General features: G+C 65.2%; 14 protein-coding genes and 1 tRNA gene. 11 read left to right on the forward strand and 4 right to left on the reverse strand.

What is annotated here, in order from left to right:
* Positions 1 to 191 precede the first annotated feature (191 nt).
* Positions 192 to 848 (reverse strand): response regulator, encoded by a 657-nt coding sequence (locus GVM20_RS03615; RefSeq protein WP_166545944.1) that lies wholly within the window; start codon positions 846 to 848, stop codon positions 192 to 194.
* Between the two features lie 52 nt (positions 849 to 900).
* Positions 901 to 2,802, reverse strand: a complete 1,902-nt coding sequence (locus tag GVM20_RS16500) for a sensor histidine kinase (protein WP_166545945.1) — start codon at positions 2,800 to 2,802, stop codon at positions 901 to 903.
* A gap of 164 nt (positions 2,803 to 2,966) precedes the next feature.
* Between GVM20_RS16500 and GVM20_RS03625 the strand changes: the two genes are divergently transcribed.
* From GVM20_RS03625 to GVM20_RS03650, 6 genes are all read left to right on the forward strand, one after another.
* Positions 2,967 to 3,368 (forward strand): lysozyme inhibitor LprI family protein, encoded by a 402-nt coding sequence (locus GVM20_RS03625; protein ID WP_166545946.1) that lies wholly within the window; start codon positions 2,967 to 2,969, stop codon positions 3,366 to 3,368.
* On the forward strand, positions 3,365 to 4,387 hold the full coding sequence (locus GVM20_RS03630) for a DUF4424 family protein (RefSeq protein WP_166545947.1): 1,023 nt from the start codon (positions 3,365 to 3,367) through the stop codon (positions 4,385 to 4,387). Before GVM20_RS03625 ends, GVM20_RS03630 begins: the two co-directional genes overlap by 4 nt.
* A 118-nt stretch (positions 4,388 to 4,505) precedes the next feature.
* Positions 4,506 to 4,823: a hypothetical protein gene (locus tag GVM20_RS03635; protein ID WP_166545948.1), complete on the forward strand. Its 318-nt coding sequence runs from the start codon at positions 4,506 to 4,508 to the stop codon at positions 4,821 to 4,823.
* Positions 4,824 to 4,867: 44 nt separating this feature from the next.
* A complete protein-coding gene (locus GVM20_RS03640) occupies positions 4,868 to 5,737 on the forward strand; it encodes a hypothetical protein (RefSeq protein ID WP_166545949.1) in 870 nt (289 codons plus the stop codon).
* Between the two features lie 116 nt (positions 5,738 to 5,853).
* Positions 5,854 to 6,723, forward strand: coding sequence for a hypothetical protein (locus GVM20_RS03645; protein WP_166545950.1), 870 nt, complete (start codon positions 5,854 to 5,856; stop codon positions 6,721 to 6,723).
* A 162-nt stretch (positions 6,724 to 6,885) separates the two neighbouring features.
* Entirely contained in the window at positions 6,886 to 7,626 is a 741-nt protein-coding gene (locus GVM20_RS03650) for a copper resistance CopC family protein (protein ID WP_166545951.1), read from the forward strand.
* A 179-nt stretch (positions 7,627 to 7,805) separates the two neighbouring features.
* On the opposite strand, the gene GVM20_RS03655 is transcribed toward GVM20_RS03650, so the two are convergent.
* Together GVM20_RS03655 and panC are read right to left on the reverse strand one after the other, a co-directional pair.
* A tRNA-Gly gene (locus GVM20_RS03655) sits at positions 7,806 to 7,879 on the reverse strand.
* Between the two features lie 58 nt (positions 7,880 to 7,937).
* On the reverse strand, positions 7,938 to 8,813 hold the full coding sequence (panC, locus tag GVM20_RS03660) for a pantoate--beta-alanine ligase (protein ID WP_166545952.1): 876 nt from the start codon (positions 8,811 to 8,813) through the stop codon (positions 7,938 to 7,940).
* A 98-nt stretch (positions 8,814 to 8,911) separates the two neighbouring features.
* Here panC and GVM20_RS03665 point away from each other — a divergent pair, with 98 nt between their 5' ends.
* The 5 genes from GVM20_RS03665 to GVM20_RS03685 all read left to right on the forward strand — a co-directional run bounded on the left by GVM20_RS03665 (position 8,912) and on the right by GVM20_RS03685 (position 15,136).
* Positions 8,912 to 9,778: a division plane positioning ATPase MipZ gene (locus tag GVM20_RS03665; RefSeq protein ID WP_166545953.1), complete on the forward strand. Its 867-nt coding sequence runs from the start codon at positions 8,912 to 8,914 to the stop codon at positions 9,776 to 9,778.
* Positions 9,775 to 10,089 (forward strand): J domain-containing protein, encoded by a 315-nt coding sequence (locus GVM20_RS03670; protein WP_166545954.1) that lies wholly within the window; start codon positions 9,775 to 9,777, stop codon positions 10,087 to 10,089. The genes GVM20_RS03665 and GVM20_RS03670 overlap by 4 nt, the downstream gene beginning before the upstream one ends.
* A 157-nt stretch (positions 10,090 to 10,246) precedes the next feature.
* Positions 10,247 to 11,662 carry a phosphoglucomutase/phosphomannomutase PgmG gene (gene pgmG, locus GVM20_RS03675; protein ID WP_166545955.1) on the forward strand — a complete coding sequence of 472 codons (1,416 nt, stop codon included), beginning with the start codon at positions 10,247 to 10,249 and terminating at the stop codon, positions 11,660 to 11,662.
* 119 nt (positions 11,663 to 11,781) lie between these two features.
* Entirely contained in the window at positions 11,782 to 12,648 is an 867-nt protein-coding gene (locus GVM20_RS03680) for a DUF2059 domain-containing protein (RefSeq protein WP_166545956.1), read from the forward strand.
* 1 nt (position 12,649) lies between these two features.
* Entirely contained in the window at positions 12,650 to 15,136 is a 2,487-nt protein-coding gene (locus GVM20_RS03685; protein WP_353653097.1) for a ligase-associated DNA damage response DEXH box helicase, read from the forward strand.
* The last annotated feature ends 12 nt before the right edge of the window (positions 15,137 to 15,148 follow it).

Genomic DNA, 15,148 nt, shown 5'->3' on the forward strand with positions numbered 1-15,148 from the left:
CTAGATAGTCAATGCTCTGCCTGAAGCTTGATTCATCCAGTTATCGGCAACTGGCCTATCCGGCCCGATGATCGGCAAGCGATGGCCTATAGCACGAAGCGTTGATGTGAGCGGATTGCTACCGACCCCATGTCGCTCATTCCGGTGAGCGGCACTCATGATGCACTGTGTCGGCCAAGGCCCCTCAGCGACTAGCTTCCGAATGCCTGCCGGATGGCTTCGCTGCGGGAATTGACCTCAAGCTTGCGGTAGATCGCCTTGACGTGGGTGCCGACGGTGTGGGGCGAAATGTCGAGCGCCCGTGCGGCTTCCTTGTAGCTCTTGCCTTCGGCAAAGGCGCGCAGAAGTTCGGTTTCGCGCTGGGTCAGGCGATCGTCGCTTGCGCCTGTCACCGGTTCGCGCGGCGGCGAGGTGGGCGCGCGGAGGAGATCGAGCAGATAGACCGCTGCTGCCGGGCTGACTGGCGCGCCGCCCTCCAGCGTGATCGCGATGCCATCAAGGATCTGCGCCGGCGAGCTGTCCTTGAGCAGGTAGCCATCTGCCCCGGCGGCCAGCGCTCTCACCACCGTCTCGCGGTCGCCGAAGGAACTGATGATCAGCACCTTGGCGCTGCATCCCTGCTTGATGTCGGGGACAAGGTCATAGCCATTGCCGTCAGGCAGACCGATATCCATCAGGAACAGATCGGGCTGGAGCGCAATCAGGCCGCGCGCCGTTGCGAGATCGGGGGCCATTGCCACCACGTCATAGCCTTCGGCCTGCGCCATGATCTGCATGAAATAGCGGCGCACGGCAGGCTCGTCCTCGACGATCGCGATGCGGACGGGGGCGGATGGGGTGGCTACCATGTGGCAATGATAGCGCGACGACCTGGCGATGCGTATCCCATGAAATGCGCGATTACATGGGATGCGCGGCAAGCGCGGGCTGGCGCAGGGTCAGCGTGACCCGGGTGCCTTCGCCACTGGTGGATGTGAGCGCATAGTCTGCCCCCAGCGCCCGCGCGCGGTTCTTCATGTTGGCGAGCCCGCGACCGGCCTCTCCGCTTTGCGCACCGCCCTTCCCATTGTCGGCGATGGTGATGGCGACGCCATCCGCCCCGGCTGCGGCCACCTCAACCGCGATCGCGCTGCCGCCCGAATGCCGGAGCGCGTTGGTGACCGCTTCCTGCATGATGCGAAACACTTGCAACACATCGCGCGGGCCAAGATCGGGTGCTGGGAGTGTCTCGTCCTGTCGCCAATGGAAGGCAAAGCCCGCAGCCTCAACCCGCGGCTGGATCCGGGCGCGGAAGGTGGCGAGGGCGGATTCGAGCGATTCGCCCACCGAATCCATCGAATCCACCATCAGGCGCATTTCGTCGATCACGCCTTGCAGCCCTTCGGCGACCTTGGGCGGATCGGCCTCACCCAACCTTGCGGTCAGCATCATCGTCATCAGCTGGCTGCCAAGCCCATCATGCAGATCGCGCATGATCCGGCGGCGTTCCTCGTCATGCGCCTGCGCGCGCACCAGCGCCTGTTCGCGCACCGCGGCTTCGACCAGTTCGGCCTCGCGCTGGGTGACCTTGGCCTGCAACATCGCGTTGAGCGCCCCCTGCGACTGGAACAGCCGGAAATTGTGCGCAAGGAACGCCGCCGTCATCGCCAGCAGCAGGAAGGGCGCCGCGTTGAGCAGGTTACCTTCGCGCAGACGCCATTCGGGGAACCACTGGGACAGCGCATCTAGCACCAGCGCGGTGGTCAGGACCGTCAGCATCGCGCTTTCGATCCAGCGGGTCTCCCGCTGGCGCGCAAAGTGCCAGACCAGACGGCCCGCCGCCAGCACGGCAAAGCCCATCAGATACCAGACCCACATCGTGGCAGGGCGATCATAGCCTTCGGGCATCGGGACAGCATAGATATGCCATGCGATCACGGCGAGCAGGCCGGCATAGATCGCCATCGCGCCGGCTTGCAGCCCACGCACCGGCGCCCCCGTCCAGCTGTCGATGAAGCACAGGAGTGCGGTCGGCACGAAGGTGTAGATCGCGAAGAAGGCCACCATCCGCCCCGCGCCATCCAGCGGCGGGGTGAGCCACAAGGTGTAGACCATATAGGCCACAAAGCCCGCACACAGCGCGCTGAGCCAGGCAGCAAAGCGCCAGTCGTCCGACCGGAAGGTCATGATCGCCGCCAGCAGCCCGAGCATCCCCAGCACCGCCGCACAGGGAATGTAGAAATCGCGGATCATGTAGAGGCGCGTGGCGCTGTAAGCGTCGAGCGCGTCGTAATCGGCGATCAGCGGCGGCAGGATATCAGTGTAGGGAAAGCCATCGCGCACGGTGATGTAGTGCAACTCGTTGATGCCCGTCCGCAGCACGCCTGCCGGTATGCGGGTCAGGAAGGTGCGCTGCCCATCGTAGGTCACACGGCCGGGCGTGAGGCTCCCTTCCGCAAACAGCGTCGATCCATTCACCGCGAGCCGGTAGTTGTCGACCTGCAAGGTGGAAATGAGGCCGAGGCCCTCGGCGGGGACTGTGTCCAGCTTGAACTGCATCTTCACGCTGAAGATCGCTGTATCGCAGCAATGGGTGAAGGGCAGATCGATGGGCTTGTGCGCAGCGGCGGCGGCGGCCGCGAAGCTGGGCGTGTCGAGCCGGGCAATCGACGCACCGACAATCTCCGTCTGTACCGGTAGCGACCCGCGGTCAGCCCCGCTCAGCGGCTGGATCACCAGCCAAAAGGCAAGCTGGATCGCAATCAGCGCGGCGATGAAGATCGCCAGCTGACGCCATCGAAACCGCAGCAAATTCCCTGTCACACATCCCCCCGGTTGCGGGCCGTGGTTGCCGCAATCGCACGGGTTTGAAAAGAGTCGAATTGGGTCGGGGGCCCGCGTTATGGCACCATGAAATAGTCGCTGCCCACGATTGACACACAAGGCTAAGGTCGTTGTTCAGCCATTCCGGCGAGGGGAGAAGAGCAATGGGGCACAGGGGCATTGGCAGGCTGGCGCTGGCCTGCGCGTTGATGGGGAACGCGTTCGCGCCTTGTGCGGCGCAGGTGCAGGCGATCCCGCCCCGCCATGTCGCCCCGAGCTTCGATTGCGCCAAGGCAAGGAAGGGCACCATCGATCAGGTCATCTGCAAGGACCGCGAGCTGTCGATCCTCGACCGCACCATGGGCCTCGACTACGAGCGCGCCAAGCTCCAGACCCCGCCGGTCGAACAGGCCAATCTGCTGCGCGAACAGCGCGCCTTCATTGCCAATCGCAACCTGTGCATGAAGCGCAAGGCCGAGCGGCAGGCCTGCATCGCCTTCGCCTATGAATCGCGCATCCAGCGGCTCGGCGAATGGATCGACCGTTCGGCATGGAGCGGCGAATGATGCGCGTCGCAATCATCACGCTGGCCGCCGCGCTTGCCGCCGCGCCTGCTCCAGCGCTCGGCAACGACACCGAAGCGAACATTGCGTTTGGAGGGCTGATCTTCGAGAAAAACGATCAGATCAGCATGGACGCCGAAGACCTGTTCCTCAGTCTCGATCTGGTGCGGGTGCGCTACACCTACACCAACCATTCGTCGGCGCCGATCACGCTGCTGGTCGCCTTCCCGCTGCCGGCCGTGCCGCTGGAGGGGCGCGATCCCGACTGGACTGAGGCGTCCTATCCCGATTGGAACGATATCAGCATGGAAACCCGCGTCGATGGCAAGCCGGTGGGCCTGATGCGGATCGATATCGCTAAGGTTGCAGGCGTGGATGTCGACAAGCGGCTCAAGGACCTTGGCTGGCCGGCGCGCCACTGGGAAGACCCCGATTTCCTCGCGCGGATCAACGCCCTGCCCGAGGTGGAAAGATCCGCGCTCACCGCCGAAGGCCTGCTCGCCATGGACGAGCACGAGCCCGGCCGCGTCCGCCCGTTCTGGAGCGTCGAGACCAGCTTCGTGCGCACCCAGACCTTCCCGCCGGGCGTGCCGATCACGGTCGAGCATCGCTACACCCCGATGCAGGGCGGCTCGGTTGCCAGCGCGCTCGATCGCGACATCCGGGGCGAGGCGCTTGACCCGGATAGCGAATATGTCACCCGCTTCTGCGTCGATGAAGCCTTCGTGCGCGGCTATGACCGCAAGCGTTACCGTGCCGATGGCAGTGTGAACGATCTGGTCTTTCCGGTCGAAAACTGGATCGGTTACACGCTTTCGCCCGGGGCCAACTGGCGCGGGCCGATCAAGCGGTTCCGGCTGACGGTGGACAAGGGCTACACGGACCGCCTCGTCAGCCTGTGCATGGATGGGCTGAGGAAGGTGAGCCCGACCCGGTTCGAGGTGATCAAGACCGATTACGAACCTGACCGCGATCTCGACGTGCTGTTCGTGGCGCTTACGCCGATCGAAGGGGGGCAATAGCCACCCGCCCCGTGCGGCATCCCATGATATGGGAGACATGGCGCATGGGATGCCGCACGGCCGACCGCTCGCCTACCGCTGTTGCCAGCAAGTCTGATTGCAACAGGGGGAATGAACCATGCCAAAGAATGAGAGCCGTAGCCGCCTGCTGATCGCTGGCACGCTAAGCATCGCCAACCTCGCGCTGGTGGGCAGTCTGGCGCTCGCCGGGCTTGGCGCGCCTGTCCATGCGCAGGGCCAGAACAAGGAAACCATCGTAAAGCCGACCCGCGCGGTGGCCTGCCCCTCGGGCTGGCGCACCCCCGATGGCGACACATCGCTGTGCGAGCCGATGGGCACGCTCGCCCCGAAAATCTACGCCAAGAAGGAAAAGGAAACCTGCGCGGACGGGTACTACGAGGTCTACCGCCTGTGGTGCTCCACCAAGAAGCCGTGATGCGGCGCTGACCGCAGTCCTTCGACGTTCAGGAGTATCACACCATGAAAATCATCAGCATGGCCGCCGCCAGCGCGGCGATGGCCTTGGCCGCCTTTGCACTGCCCGCCCCGGCGGCGGCGCAGGGGGCCGTGGCGAAACAGCCAGAGCCCAAAAACGGTGGCTGCCCGAAAACGTGGCAAAAATCCAAACGGGGATCTGACACCATCTGGTACTGCTATCCGAAGAAGGACTCGCCGCCGATCTATCCCAGAGAGGTTCATGTAAGATGCGCCGAGGGCTATGACGACGAAGGCAACTGGTGCGTGGGGATAGTGGCCAAGTCTTCGTCATCGTCGGCATCCGGCGGATCGAGCTACGAAGGCCCCGCGGCTGACCGCCTGGTATCCTACGGCACGATCACCAAGGCCAACAAGCTCGACCGCTGCCCGCTGGGGTATTTCTCCAAGTCGGACATGACGATCTGCACCACCCGCCTCTCGCCCGCACCGAAGAGCCGCGTGAAGGACGGGGCGTGCAACAGCAACGAGATCGACGAGTGGGGCCTCTACTGCACCGCTGACGCGAACGTCATTACTCGCGAACAGGCCGAACAGGAGGCCACGCGCGATTTCAATGCGATCTATTCGGCCAATGGCGCGAACTACCCCGCGCAAGGCAGCGATACCGAGGATTATCCCTCGATGGTTGCCGCCTATGGCCCGAAGAACGGCGCTGCGTCTGCATCGGCTGCGTCCAACAGCACCGGCGATCAGGCCGCTGCTCCCGCCACCCAGCAGACCGCGCAATGCACCACCGATAATGGCTCGGCCACGGGCGCAGCGATTGGCGGCGCCGTGGGCGGTGATGCCGGGGCGGCACTGGGCGGCATGCTCGGCGGGCTCGGCAAGAAGAAGAAAAAGAAGGGCTGCTGAGGCGGGATGCCTCGCAGCGAGCGGGCAGGGCGGCCGGGGGCTGCTTTGCCAGCTGGTGGTCACAAGGCTGGCCATCTGGCGCTCCCCACGGACCCTGCTTTCAGGAGAGAATTGACATGAAAATCATCAGCATGGCCGCCGCGAGCGCGGCGATGGCTCTTGCCACCATTCCCTTCGCCAGCCCGGTAGCGGCGCAGGGCACCGTGGCGAAAATGGCATTGCCCGAATACAGCAGCTGCCCGAAAGGGTGGCAGAAGTCCAAGCGGGGATCCGACACCACTTTCTATTGCTATCCGACCAAGGATTCGAAACCTGCCTACCCCAAGGAAGGCTCGACCAGATGCGCGGACGGCTATGAACAGCAGAGCAACTTCTGCGTGAAGGAAGACGACGAGTCTTCGCGTTCGTCATCGTCGAGCAGCTCCAGCGGCGCGGTCTACACACCGCCCACCTATGGTTCGATCAAGAAGGCCAGTGCCTTCGATCGGTGCCCGGTCGGCTATCACACCTCCGAACCCGATGTGATGGAATGCGTCTCATATGATTACGCCGCCGGAAAGCAGCCCCTGACCCGCGCCAAGAAGGGCAAGCCCTGCGCTGCCGACGAGGTGGATGAATGGGGCCTGTGGTGCACCTCCAAGGTCACCCAGCTCACCCGGAACGAGGCCGAACAGGAAGCGGTCGCCGATGTGAACCACCTGTTCCCGCGTGACGGGAAAGGCGGCAATCAGGGGCCGGATTACAAAAACACGCCGGGCATTGTTGCGATCTTCGGCCCGGAAGGTGCCGCGCCGAGCGCCAATGGCGCGTCTGGCGCCGCGTCCTCTGACGATCAGGCCGCCGCTGCCCCAAAGACCGCGCAATGCACCACCGACAGCGGCTCGGCCACAGGTGCGGCCATCGGCGGCGCCGTGGGCGGCGATGCCGGGGCCGTGCTGGGCGGGATGCTCGGCGGGCTCGGCAAGAAGAAGAAGAAGACCTGCTAGAGAACTTTGCGACCATTCCGGGTGAGCCTTTGCATGCGGGGCGCCGGAATCGTCACGAAGGGCTCGAAGCGCGCTGGTTCATTGCGACCCGGACCTGCGCGTTCAACTCGGGGCGCGGACGCGACTCTGCGCCCCCTTTTCACCTTTCGAGAGGCAAATCCGATGCGTCTGCTCGCCTACGCTCTGCTGATAGCGGTCCCTGCCACCATGAACCCGCTGGCACCCGTCGCCGCGCAGGATGGCAACGCGGCCACGCTGCTCGTCAGCTCGTCGCCCGCGCGTGATGGCAGCGGCACCGAGCCGGTCAGCGAAGTCACACTCGCCTTCGCGGCCAAGGTCGAGCTGTTCAGCGTTGCGATCACCGCGCCCGATGGCCGCGAAGTGCCGGTCTATCAGACCGACTACGCCCCCGGCACGCCCAGGCTCACCGGCAAGGATTTCGCCTTCACTCTGGCCGAGCCAATGACCCAGCCCGGCACCTACACCCTCAGCTATCTGCTCAAGACCAAGGGCATTTCTTCACTGAACGGGTTCATCAGTTTCACCATCGAACCCCGCTTCCCCGCGCCCAAAGTGGTCGCGATCACACCGGGCCCGGGCGATGAAATCGCCGCGCCGCTGACAGAACTGACGCTGGAGCTGGAACGCCCTGCGGACCTTGTGATGTTCGATCTGCAACGGGTCGAAGCCAATGGCGATGAAGTGGCGATCACCACGATCCAGTCCTTCATCGACGATCAGACCCCCGAAACCGCGATCCGCACCGACACACGGTTCAGTTTCACGCTGGCCGAGCCGCTCACCGCGCCGGGCGACTATTCGGTCGCCTATGGCTACACCGTGACCAACCCGGACGGCAGCCTGTCATCCGTCACCGATATGGCCAACTTCACCATCCGGTGAGCGAGTGACCCGCTTGGGCGACCGTCGGGCCGATCGTCTTCGTGGACTCTCTCAGATCGTCGCCTTACCTGTCACAGGCGCTGACGGCGCCGGACGCAACCGACCCTCGATGCCACACGCGCGCAATTCGCCCTGCTCAGAGACGGTTTTTTCAGCTATTTCATGGGATTGTGGGGAAATGGAGCGGGTAGCGGGAATCGAACCCGCATAGCCAGCTTGGAAGGCTGGAGCTTTACCACTAAGCTATACCCGCTCGGGTTTCGGCGGTGCCCATGCCATTGAATAGCGCGGTGCGTCAATATCGGGCTGCGTCAGGCGGGCGCGTTCACGGCCATATTGTCGATGAGGCGCGTGTTGCCGATCCGGGCGGCGACGAGCAGGCGAGCGGGGGTTTGGCCCAAAGCGCTGAGCGGGGCCAGTGAGCGGCTGTCGGCCAAGGCGGCATAATCGACGCGGGCGAAGCCTGCCGCGAGGATGTCGGCCTGCAATCCCGCCAACACGTTGGCCACATCAGCGCCGCGTTCGATTGCGGTGATGGCGGCCCGCATCGCGCGGGGCAGGGCTGCGGCGGCGCGGCGATCATCGGGCGAAAGATAGCGGTTGCGGCTGCTCATCGCCAAGCCGTCCGCCTCGCGCACCGTCGGCACGCCGATGATGGCGTCCACGTGCGGTCGGGTGAGGTCGAGGTCGCGGGCCATGGTGCGGATCACGGCGAGCTGCTGGAAATCCTTCTCACCGAAGAACGCCATGTCGGGCTGCACCTGATTGAACAGCTTGCACACCACGGTCGCGACGCCGTCGAAATGCCCCGGCCGGGCCGCACCGCACAGCCCGTCGCTGACGCCGGCAACGCTGATATTGGTGGCGAAGCCGGAGGGATACATCGCCTCCACATCCGGCGCCCACAGCAGGGCGACACCTTCGGCCTCCAGCATCGCAGCGTCTTGCGCAAGTTGGCGGGGATAGGCGTCCAGATCCTCGTTCACGCCGAACTGCTTGGGATTGACGAAGATCGAGGCGACCACATGATCGGCCGCGGCCCGCGCGCGGCGGACCAGCGTGAGGTGACCTTCGTGCAGCGCGCCCATGGTCGGCACCAGCGCAACCGTCGCCCCGCCGTGTCCATCGGACGCCCGCAACTGTGCCAAAGCGGTTCTCAACATTTGCAGCGACTTGACCGTTTGCACCTGTGCGCCTCCAAGACTACACCAACGCTCGTGCCCTAGCGGCGCAAGCTGTCCCATTTCAAGCCGATCCGCCCTCGGGCCCCGCGAAGAGACCGACCATGCCGCCCGCCTCGCGCGCTCAACCTTCCGAACCCGTGCTCGCGGGCCGCCGTCTGCGCAAGGGGCAGGCTCACCGGATCGTGTTCGCCAACGAGAAAGGGGGCACCGGCAAATCGACCACGGCGGTCCATGTTGCCGTCGCGCTGTCCTATCTCGGCGCGCGGGTGGCTTCGATCGATCTCGATCCGCGGCAACGCACCATGCACCGCTATATCGAGAACCGGCTGACTACGCTCGAACGGCGCGGGCTCACGCTGCCGACCCCCGATTGCGAGGTGTTTCGCGGCAATAACACCGGCGACCTGCTCGGCATGATCCGGCGGTTGGAGGCGAGCTGCGATTTCCTGATCATCGACAATCCGGGGCGCGATGATCCCTATGCGCGGATTGCGGTCGAGCAGGCCGATACGCTGGTCACGCCGATGAACGACAGTTTCGTCGATTTCGATCTGATCGGGCAGGTCGATGCGGAGACCTTCAAGGTCAAGAAGCTGTCCTTTTTTGCCGAGCTGATCTGGGAGGCGCGGATGAAGCGCAGCCGCATGACCATCGAACAGCAGCGCCCCGAAATGGACTGGATCGTGGTCAGGAACCGCACCGGCCACGTCGAAGCGCGCAACCAGGCGCGTCTGCACAAGGCGCTGAGCGAGATGGCCAAGCGGGTCGGCTTCCGGGTGACGCAGGGCCTTTCGGAGCGCGTGATCTATCGCGAGCTGTTCCCGTCCGGGCTGACACTGCTCGACAAGGGGCATCTGGGCGAGCTCGGCACCAGCCACCTCATCGCGCGGCAGGAACTGCGCGCGCTGGTCAAGGCGCTGAGCCTGCCTGCTTTTGATCGTGAGCAGGGTGAGCTGGAGATGGCATGAAGTACATTCTGCTGATTGTTGTCGCTTGCGTGTTCTGCCGCTGGGCGCTGGGCAAGTGGCCGTGGGAATTCCTGCGCGCGCCCTCCACCCGCAGTCAGGCCGTCTTCCGGGCGCGCAAGCTGCTCGGGGTCGAAGCGGGGGCGGATCGTGACGCAATCATCCTCGCGCACCGCCGCCTGACCACGCTGGTGCATCCCGACAAAGGCGGCACCACCGCCGCGATGCAGGAAGCCAATGCCGCGCGCGATCTGCTGCTCGCTGAACTGCCGGACCCGCCGGCCATTTCGCCGGACGATGACCTGCCCCGCTAATCGGCGACCCCACTGATCCGGCCTGGCCGGAATATTTGTGCTGGCTAATCCGTTGATCGGACACGAATCCGCGCTATGCCGCGAGACCACAGCCTTCAATTCGAGCAGCAGCCATTCTAAGTGGCGCTGACACAGCGGCAATGGAGTACATCTTGCCATGAAACACCAATTTCACCCGACCGTGCTGCGCGAATACGACATTCGCGGGATTATCGGCGAAACGCTGGGCGCGGATGATGCGCGCGCGATTGGCCGGGCGTTCGGCACCTTGCTGCGCGAAGCCGGCGGCACCACCGTGGCGGTGGGTTATGACGGCCGGGTCAGCTCGCCGATGCTCGAACATGCGCTGGTTGAGGGCCTGACTGCGAGCGGCTGCGATGTGGTGCGGATCGGCATGGGGGCCACCCCGATGCTCTATTACGCCGAAGCGTCAGACGAAGAGGTGGATGGCGGCATTCAGATAACTGGCAGCCACAACCCCCCCAATTACAATGGCTTCAAGATGGTGTTTCAGGGGCGTCCGTTCTTCGGCGCCGATATCCAGAAGCTCGGGGAATTGGCAGCAGACGGGGCGTTCGCCTGCGGCACGGGCAATGTCACGATGCGCGACATCCTTGACGAATATGTCGAGCGCCTGCTCGAAGGCCTCGCCGGGATCGATCCCGCCAAGCTCGAAGGGCTGCGCGTCGGCTGGGATGCCGGGAATGGCGCGGCCGGCCCCGCGCTCGAAGCGCTGGCGGCCCGGCTGCCGGGGGAACATCACCTGCTCTTCACTGACGTTGATGGACATTTTCCCAACCACCATCCCGATCCGACCGTGGAGGCCAATCTGGTCGATCTGCGCGCCCTCGTCGCGGACAAGAACCTCGATTTCGGGGTCGCTTTCGACGGCGATGGCGACCGGATCGGTGCAATCGACGGCACAGGCCGGGTGATCTGGGGCGATCAGCTCTTGATGATCTACGCCGAGGATCTGCTGCGGAAACGGCCCGGATCCACGATTATCGCCGATGTGAAGGCCAGCCGCGCACTGTTTGACCGGGTGGCGGAACTGGGCGGCGAGCCCTTGATGTGGAAGACGGGCCATTCGCTCATTAAGTCCAAAATGAAGGAAACGGGCGCGCCGCTCGCGGGGGAGATGAGCGGCCACGTATTTTTCGCGGACGAATATTACGGCTTTGATGACGCGCTCTACGCAGGAATACGGTTGCTCGCGGCCTCGGCCCGGCTCGGTAAATCGGTGACGGAACTGCGCGGGGCGATCCCGCCGATGCTCAACACGCCCGAATTGCGGTTCCAGGTCGATGAAGTCCGGAAGTTTGCCGCCATGGCCGAAATCGCCGGGCGGCTTACCACCAACCCCGGCCCGGAGGTCGAAAGCGTCAACGCCACCGATGGCGTGCGGGTCAATACGGCTGACGGCTGGTGGCTGCTGCGCGCATCGAACACGCAGGATGTGCTGGTCGCCCGCGCGGAGAGCGAGACGCCCGAGGGGCTCGAACGCCTGCTCGCGCAGATCGACGCGCAGCTGGCGGCATCGGGGCTGGAACGCGGGGAATCGGTCGGGCACTGATGTGGTTTTGAAGCCCGCTTGCACGGTCGGAAGGGCGATGCTCAGAGGCGTATGAGACGCCGGACTGGCGCACGCCGGGCTGGTGCGGCAGTGATGTATCGGGAAACAGGAGAGATTCGATGAAGCACCTGATGTTGGCCGCCGCTGCTCTGATCGCCCTGCCGGGCGCGCTGGCTGCGCAGGACACCGCGCCTGAGGCGGCCGCCGCAAGCACCGCAGACAGCGACGGCATGGGCGAAGCGATGGCGAAGCTGAGCGGCATGTTCCCGACAGAGCCCCTTACTGCCGAGCAGCAGGCCCGCCTTCCCGCCGCCGAGCGTCTGATCGCGCGGATCATGCCCGAAGGCACAATGGCCGAGATGATCGACAAGATGATGGGCGGGGTTCTTGGCCCGATCATGGAGCTGGGTCCTGACGGCGCCGCAACCACCATCGCCCGGCAGATCGGGGTGGAGAGCTATGCGCTCGATCTCGACGAGGCCAAGGCGGGTGAGCTTGCCAGCCTGTTCGATCCCGCCTGGCAGGAGCGTCAGAAGCGCGAGGCGGCGCTGTTTCCCGAAATGATGCGCGACATGATGGCGACGATGGAGCCGACCATGCGCAAGGCGATGTCGGAGCTTTACGCGATCCGCTTCACCGACAGCGAATTGGCCGAGATCGACGGCTTCTTCGCCACGGCGACGGGGACCAAATATGCCCGCGAATCCTTCCTGATGGCGAGCGATCCGCGGATCGCCTCAGCCTCGATGGAGGCGATGCCGGCCATGATGGGCATGCTCGGCGGCATGGAGCAGCGCATGGCAGAGCGCACCGCCGATTTGCCCGCGGTACGCAGCTTCGATGCGCTGTCTGCGGCGGAGCAGGCGAAGGTCGCCGAGCTGACCGGCTACAGCATCGATGAGATCAAACAGAGCATCGCGGTGCGGCAAAGCGATGACGCCGCGCTCGATGCCATGGCAACGGCTGCCGAGCAGCCCGACGAGTGACGTGAACCCGCCCGACCTTGGGCCCGACCCCGCCGTCCCGCCGCTGCCGCCGGAGATCGCGGGGTGGTTTGCCGCGCGGGGTTGGCGGGTGCGGCGGCATCAGTGGGAGATGCTGGCCAAGGCGCGCGAGGGTGCCCATGCGCTGCTCGTCGCCGATACCGGGGCCGGCAAGACGCTGGCCGGGTTCCTGCCGACCTTGTGCGACTTTGCGCCCTCGGCCGGGACGGTGCCGGGAGACGGGTTGCACACGCTCTACGTCTCGCCGTTGAAGGCGCTGGCGCAGGATGTGAAGCGCAACCTGCTGACGCCGATCGAGGAGATTGGGCTCCCCATCCGGGTCGAGACCCGCAGCGGGGATACCCCGTCCGACCGCAAGAAGCGCCAGCGCGAACGCCCGCCGCATATCCTGCTGACCACGCCGGAAAGCCTTTCGTTGCTGCTCTCCTATCCCGAAAGCGCCGACCTGTTCGCGGGGCTGAAGCGGATCGTAATCGACGAGGTTCACGCCTTCGCCACCGACAAGCGCGGCGATCTGCTGGCGCTCAGTCTTGCGCGGCTGCACGCCCTTGCGCCGGACGCCCAGCGGGTCGCGCTATCGGCAACGCTCGCCAATCCCCGCGACTTTCAGGAATGGCTCGCTCCGCAAACTGGCGACGCTGGTGAAATCGCTGCCGCTGCGCTGGTGCTCGGCGAGGAGGGGGCCGATCCCGAGGTCGAAATCCTGCTCCCCATTGAGGAGCGGGTGCCGTGGGGCGGCCATGCCGGGCGCTGGGCGGTGCCGCAGCTTTACGCAGCGATCAAGGCCAACCGCACCACGCTGGTCTTCACCAACACGCGCTTTCTGGCCGAGTTCATCTTCCAATGCCTGTGGGAGGAAAACGAGGATCACCTCCCCATCGGCATCCACCACGGCTCGCTCAGCACCGAAGCGCGGCGCAAGGTGGAGGAGGCGATGGCGCGGGGGGAGTTGCGCGCGCTGGTGTGCACGGCGAGCCTCGATCTGGGGATCGACTGGGGGGATATCGACCTCGTCGTCCAGATGGGCGCGCCGAAGGGGTCCTCGCGCCTGCTGCAACGGATCGGGCGGGCGGGGCACCGGCTCGACACGCCGAGCCGCGCGGTGCTGGTGCCGGGCAACCGCTTCGAATTCCTCGAAGCCACCGCGGCCAAACAGGCGGTCGACGAAGGCCAGCGCGATGGCGAGGCGTTCCGACCGGGCAGCCTCGATGTGCTCGCCCAGCACGTGATGGCCTGCGCCTGCGCCGCGCCATTCCACGAAGACGCGCTGCTGGCCGAGATCAGAAGCGCCTTGGCCTATAGCTGGGTGGAAGAGGCGACCTTCGCCCGCGTCCTGAGCTTCGTTTCCAACGGCGGCTATGCCCTGAAGGCCTATGACCGGTTCCAGAGGATCGTCCGCGCGAAGGACGGTACCTGGCGGCTTGCCCACCCCAATCAGGCGCAACGCCACCGGATGAACGCCGGGATCATCGTCGATAGCGAGATGCTCACCGTGCGGTTCAAGAACGGACGCAGCCTCGGCAAGGTCGAGGAACGCTTTGCTGCCCAGCTTTCCCCCGGCGACACCTTCTTCTTTGCGGGCATGAGCCTTGAGGTCGAGGGCGTGAAGGACATGGACGTGGTGGTGCGCGCGGCGAAGAAATCCGCCACCATCCCGAGCTACGGCGGGCTGCGCCTGCCGCTCACCACGCACCTTTCCACCCGCGTCCAGGCACTGCTTTCCGACAGGGCGGGGTGGGGGCAGTTCCCCGATGATGTGCGCGAATGGCTGGAAATGCAGGACTATCGCTCGCGCCTGCCCGCGCCGGGGGAACTGCTGGTCGAAAGCTTCCCGCATGGGGGCAAGCATTACACCGCCTATTATACGTTCGAGGGCTGGAACGCGAACCAGAGCCTCGGGATGCTGATCACCCGGCGGATGGAGGATCGCGGCCTGCTCCCCGGCGGGTTCGTGGCGAACGACTATTGCCTCGCCGTATGGGGATTGAAGCCGGTCACCGATCCGGTGCCTTTGCTCTCGCCCGACATTCTGACCGATGAGTTTGTCGAATGGGTCACCGAAAGCCACCTGCTGCGCCGCGCGTTTCGCGAGGTCGCGGTGATCAGCGGGCTCGTCGAGCGCCAGCATCCCGGCCAGAAGAAGACCGGCAAGCAGGTCACGTTCTCGACCGATCTGATCTACGATGTGCTCAAGAAATACGAGCCTGATCACGTGCTGATCGAAGCCGCCTGGGCGGATGCGCGGGCGCGGATGACGGACGTCGGCCGGCTGGCGGCGCTGCTCGAACGCTCGGAGCGCGAGCTGGTCCACGTCACCCTCGACCGGGTGTCCCCGCTGGCGGTGCCGGTGATGACGATGATTGGCCGCGAGGCGGTGCCGCAGGGGGCGGTGGATGATGAACTGCTGCTGGAGGCCGAGGGGCTGATCGCCGCAGCCATGAGGCTCGACTTGCCGCTGGAGGGGGATTAGCCCTCCGGCGGC

Source organism: Porphyrobacter sp. SLTP, from assembly GCF_009905735.1.
Lineage (GTDB): Bacteria > Pseudomonadota > Alphaproteobacteria > Sphingomonadales > Sphingomonadaceae > Erythrobacter.

Bases quoted from the DNA above. Each gene is read 5' to 3' on its own strand.
- GVM20_RS03665 (WP_166545953.1), top strand. From the start codon at position 8,912: ATGCCGCCCGCCTCGCGCGCTCAACCTTCCGAACCCGTGCTCGCGGGC.
- GVM20_RS03635 (WP_166545948.1), top strand. From the start codon at position 4,506: ATGCCAAAGAATGAGAGCCGTAGCCGCCTGCTGATCGCTGGCACGCTA.
- GVM20_RS03640 (WP_166545949.1), top strand. From the start codon at position 4,868: ATGAAAATCATCAGCATGGCCGCCGCCAGCGCGGCGATGGCCTTGGCC.
- GVM20_RS03650 (WP_166545951.1), top strand. From the start codon at position 6,886: ATGCGTCTGCTCGCCTACGCTCTGCTGATAGCGGTCCCTGCCACCATG.
- GVM20_RS03645 (WP_166545950.1), top strand. From the start codon at position 5,854: ATGAAAATCATCAGCATGGCCGCCGCGAGCGCGGCGATGGCTCTTGCC.
- GVM20_RS03670 (WP_166545954.1), top strand. From the start codon at position 9,775: ATGAAGTACATTCTGCTGATTGTTGTCGCTTGCGTGTTCTGCCGCTGG.
- GVM20_RS03630 (WP_166545947.1), top strand. From the start codon at position 3,365: ATGATGCGCGTCGCAATCATCACGCTGGCCGCCGCGCTTGCCGCCGCG.
- GVM20_RS03625 (WP_166545946.1), top strand. From the start codon at position 2,967: ATGGGGCACAGGGGCATTGGCAGGCTGGCGCTGGCCTGCGCGTTGATG.
- pgmG (WP_166545955.1), top strand. From the start codon at position 10,247: ATGAAACACCAATTTCACCCGACCGTGCTGCGCGAATACGACATTCGC.
- GVM20_RS03615 (WP_166545944.1), bottom strand. From the start codon at position 848: ATGGTAGCCACCCCATCCGCCCCCGTCCGCATCGCGATCGTCGAGGAC.
- GVM20_RS03680 (WP_166545956.1), top strand. From the start codon at position 11,782: ATGAAGCACCTGATGTTGGCCGCCGCTGCTCTGATCGCCCTGCCGGGC.